At 69.5% G+C, this 3,905-nt stretch carries 5 protein-coding genes; 3 read left to right on the top strand and 2 right to left on the bottom strand.

Translation table 11 applies throughout. The features are described from left to right. Nucleotides 1–16: 16 nt before the first annotated feature. A complete protein-coding gene (locus tag VI056_03510; GenBank protein HEY6202089.1) occupies nucleotides 17–169 on the top strand; it encodes a PLP-dependent transferase in 153 nt (50 codons plus the stop codon). 32 nt (nucleotides 170–201) lie between these two features. Continuing rightward, entirely contained in the window at nucleotides 202–990 is a 789-nt protein-coding gene (locus VI056_03505) for an adenylate/guanylate cyclase domain-containing protein (GenBank protein ID HEY6202088.1), read from the top strand. 6 nt (nucleotides 991–996) lie between these two features. On the opposite strand, the gene VI056_03500 is transcribed toward VI056_03505, so the two are convergent. Together VI056_03500 and VI056_03495 are read right to left on the bottom strand one after the other, a co-directional pair. Then, nucleotides 997–2,805: a hypothetical protein gene (locus tag VI056_03500; GenBank protein HEY6202087.1), complete on the bottom strand. Its 1,809-nt coding sequence runs from the start codon at nucleotides 2,803–2,805 to the stop codon at nucleotides 997–999. Nucleotides 2,806–2,831: 26 nt separating this feature from the next. Next, the gene (locus VI056_03495; protein HEY6202086.1) at nucleotides 2,832–3,440 is read right to left on the bottom strand and encodes an HAD-IA family hydrolase; all 609 of its coding nucleotides are present in this window, start codon (nucleotides 3,438–3,440) and stop codon (nucleotides 2,832–2,834) included. 22 nt (nucleotides 3,441–3,462) lie between these two features. Here VI056_03495 and VI056_03490 point away from each other — a divergent pair. Continuing rightward, nucleotides 3,463–3,905 (top strand): gamma-glutamyltransferase (locus VI056_03490; protein HEY6202085.1); only part of this gene is annotated, 443 nt, incomplete at its 3' end.

Raw genomic sequence — 3,905 nt, 5'->3', positions numbered from 1 at the left:
CGACCTGTTCAGCGAGGTGCTGTACCCGGCGATCTCGTCGCACCGGCGCGTCGCCCCGGAGGAACGCGCGCGAATGGGCATCAACGAGGGCACGCTGCGCCTCTCGGTGGGCATCGAGGACGCTGACGACATCATCGCGGACCTGGACGGAGCACTCGGGGCGGTCTGACCGACGTCGTGCCAGTATCCCGCTGAGCGGGGATGCCTGAGGAAGTCGACCGGGGGAACGAAGAGATCTGGCGCTCGATGCTCATGGGAACGAACCGCTTCGTGCGCTTCGGACATTCGACATTCGCCCGGCTCCCAAGTCCACCGCGGTGCGAGCTCTGCGCGACGCCCTTCAAGGGCCCGTTCACTCCCGTTCTTCGCGCCTTCGGCAAAGCGCCATTCGCGAAGAACCCTCGGTATTGCGCTGTGTGCATCGGCCGGTTGATGAAGAAGAAAGGCGGCGCCGAGGTCGAGCTCAGCGCGCTCTTCGCCGATGTTCGCGGCTCGACGCCGATGGCAGAGAGGCTCGGCGCAGCTGGGATGCACGAGATGATGGACCGCTTCTACAGCGAAGGCGTGGACGCGCTGATCCGCGGTGGTGCGCTGATCGAGCGCTTCATGGGCGATCAGATCGTGGGTTACTTCGTCCCCGGCTACGCGGGTCGCGATCATGCGAAGCGCGCGCTCGAGACCGCGCTCGAGGTGCTGCGCGTGACTGGTAATGCCGGTCGCGGTCCGGCCTGGATACCCGTCGGCGTCGGCGTGCATTCGGGTACCGCGTTCATCGGCACCGTCGGTCGGACCGGCGGACTGCTCGAGCTGACCGCTCTCGGCGAGGATGTGAACGTGGCAGCGCGCCTAGCTTCCGAGGCGCTGGCGGGCGAGATCGTCTGCTCCGAAGTGACCTTTGACTCAGCGGGCTTGGATTTCGCGGCCGAGCGGCGCGAGGTCATGCTGAAGGGAGTCACCAAGCCGGTCGCGGTCCGTGTCGTTCGCCCATAGCCCGGCTCAGCGCTCACGCCGAAGGTAATCGAGGATCTCCGCCATGACGCGACAGTCGACCTCGTTGTAGCGCGCGATCTCCCCCATGACGTCGGTCGCGCCGAGCGTCACGCCCTTGCGCTTCGCTTCGACCGCGGCATTCCACGCACCAGCCATCGCGCCCGCGCCGTCGGCCAGACCCTCGCCCCAGTCGGTCTGGATGTGGCCGAGGGCATGCAGCGACCTCGCGATCGGCTTCAGCGAGAACGAGAACGCGCCGCGCACGACGAGCGGCTCGGCCTGCACGACCTCGTGGAGCAGATCGAACCAGGTGAGGACGGGCCAGTCGCGATCGGGATGGCGCGCCCTCGCGTTGTCGTATGCGCGCTCGAAGTTGCTCGTCTCGGCCGGCGACCAGTGCACGAGTCGCGCGTCTACCACCTCGCAGCCGGCTTCGCGAGCGATGCCGTGCACGTGCGCGAGCCATGCGTCGATCATCCGCGCCTCCGCGCCAAGGGACAGGTCGTCCACCGTGAATTGCTCGAAACGCCACTGCGCGCCCCGATACGTGCCGCAGCCGATCTGGAAGATCATCGATTGACCACCCTTGCGCGGGAACGCGGCGAAGTCGTCGTTCAGGTCGGGTAGGAACTCGAAGTCGACGAAGACCTCGACCGGCGCGCGCTGCCGCCAGACCTGCGGCGCGACGACCATGCGCTCCGGCCGAACGGTCTCGCCGCCTGGCCGGTTCACCGCGAGCACCGCATCGATGATCGCCGCTTCCTTCTCGCTGCTGATCCCAAGGAGAAGCGACGACACGCGTGGATCATCCCAGCGCGTCACGCCCGCGTCATGCGCGCGCGCGCGATGTGTCGCATTGACGCGCGGAAGCATCGTGAGATCGGCGAGCGCCGCGCCGATCTTCGTCTTCGCGTCGTGCCACGGACCATCCTGGCCCGCTTTCATGTTCGGCCACAGCTCCGGGACCGAGGGGAGGGGAAGGACACGCCACTCCGCGCCCTCCGTCCGCAGTCGCCGGATCCACGCCGCGGCCTGCTGAACGACCTCGCCGAGATCCGCGTTGCGGCCACGCACCAACGTGTCGTGCGGGACGCGCGCGAGGCGATCCCACGCTCGATCGCCGCGGTCCTCGCCCTGCTTCCACGCGCGGCCCGCGACGTACGACGCCGGCGGCGTGTAGCCCTGCATCCGGCCGAGCGCCTCGTTGTAGACCCACGCCTGCGCGAGCGTGTCGAGATCGCTGGGCGATGTGGACAGTCCGCCTGTCCTCAGAAGTTCGAGCGTCTTGAACTTCACATCGACGACGCGGTAGTGCCGCCCGTGCGAGAGGCCGATCGCCGCGAGCTCGAGCGGGTCGCCGACGAAGGCGCCGGGTGAGAGCTGGCCGAGCACGTCGGAGCGGACGAGCAGGTCCACGACACCGAACATCCGAAGCTCCGGATCGCGCACGACACCGGCGGCGACGATCGGCACCCCCGCCTCCATCGCCTCGTGTGTCGCGATAGCGGCAGAGAGAAGCCGCGCCTCATCGGGTCGGTGGGTGATGCGGACGAGCTCCCAGCGCTGCGCGAGACCGGCGAGGACCGCCTTCTCGAACGCGCGTCCCTGCCGCATGAGGAAGCGCCCGAGGTCGAACGTCTCGTCGTAACCGGGAAGCTGGTCGTCGCGCAGGAAGCCGTGGATCGTCGGGTACTCGTTGAGCCAGTCGAGCAGCAGGTCGTTCCGGCACCAGTTGCGCGTTTCGCCCGCTGCGACCCAGTCAAGCCAGTCGAGGTCCGTTCGCGGATCGCACGGCAGACCGTCGTCGCGCAGCACGATGGCGTCGCGGCCGATGGGGATCGCTAACCCTCCAGCACTTCGGTGAGGCCGCGGAGGTCCGGTTCCTCGCGCAGCGCCGTCGCGTCGGCCGGCGCCGGGACGCGACCGCGGTTCGCCCAGTACACGTCCATCCCGGCGCGCGACGCGCCGCCGACGTCGTGCGCCGATCCCGCGACGAAAAGCACGCGCTGTCGCTGCAAGGTGAGCGCGTCCAGCGCCGCGCGGTACGGGCGCGGATCCGGCTTGTACGCGCCGGCGCGTTCCGCGGTCATCACGAGGTCGAACCTGCCCGCGCGCGCGGCTGCCAGCGTGCCGAGACGCTCCGAGCAGTTCGTGACGATGAACCGGGTGTACGAATCCAGACGCGCGAGAACGTCGGGCACGTCGGGCCACGGCACGGACTCGCCCCAGCGCCGCAGCAGCTCGTCGGCCTTCGACCCGTCGATGCCGACAGTGGCCGCGGCATCACGCACGATGTCCTCGAACGGGCGATACGGTCTCCCGCGCAGCGACGACTGCGACGCGGCGTGCCAGCGTATGCCCAGCTCACGACCGCCCGCGACATCCGAGAACAGCGACCACGAGTCGAGCAGCGCGGTGAGGAGATCGAAGCCCACGGCGGCATACCGCATCTCACGCCTAGTATCCGCGCGCATGACCGACGTCCGCAGCCAGTGGCGGCACTCCAAGACCGAGCCAGTGGCTCGCGGCGGGATGGTCACCGCGGAGCACCACCTCGCGGCCGAGGCGGGCATCGAGATGCTGCGCGACGGAGGTAACGCCGTCGACGCGGCGGTCGCGGCCGCGTTCGTGATGGGCGTCGTCGAGCCATTCACGAGCGGCATCGGCGGGATCGCCGGCCTCGTCATCCGTCGCGCCGACGGCGCCGTCGTCTCGATCGAAGGGCCCACGCGCGCGCCGCTCGCCGCGCGGCCCGACATGTTCGAGCTCGTCGGTGACGGCTCGCGTGCGGGCATGTACCTGTGGCCCGCCGTGAAGGGCGGCGCGAACGTCGACGGCGCGACCTCCGTGAGCGTTCCCGGCCAGGCGGCGGCGCTCTGTCTCGCCCTCGAGCGCTACGGCTCGCTGCCGCGCGC

This window comes from Candidatus Limnocylindria bacterium (assembly GCA_036523395.1).
In the GTDB taxonomy this organism is placed as follows: domain Bacteria; phylum Chloroflexota; class Limnocylindria; order P2-11E; family P2-11E; genus CF-39.
The sequence above is the reverse complement of the archived record's forward strand: the minus strand, read 5'-3'. Positions and strand labels throughout refer to the sequence as shown.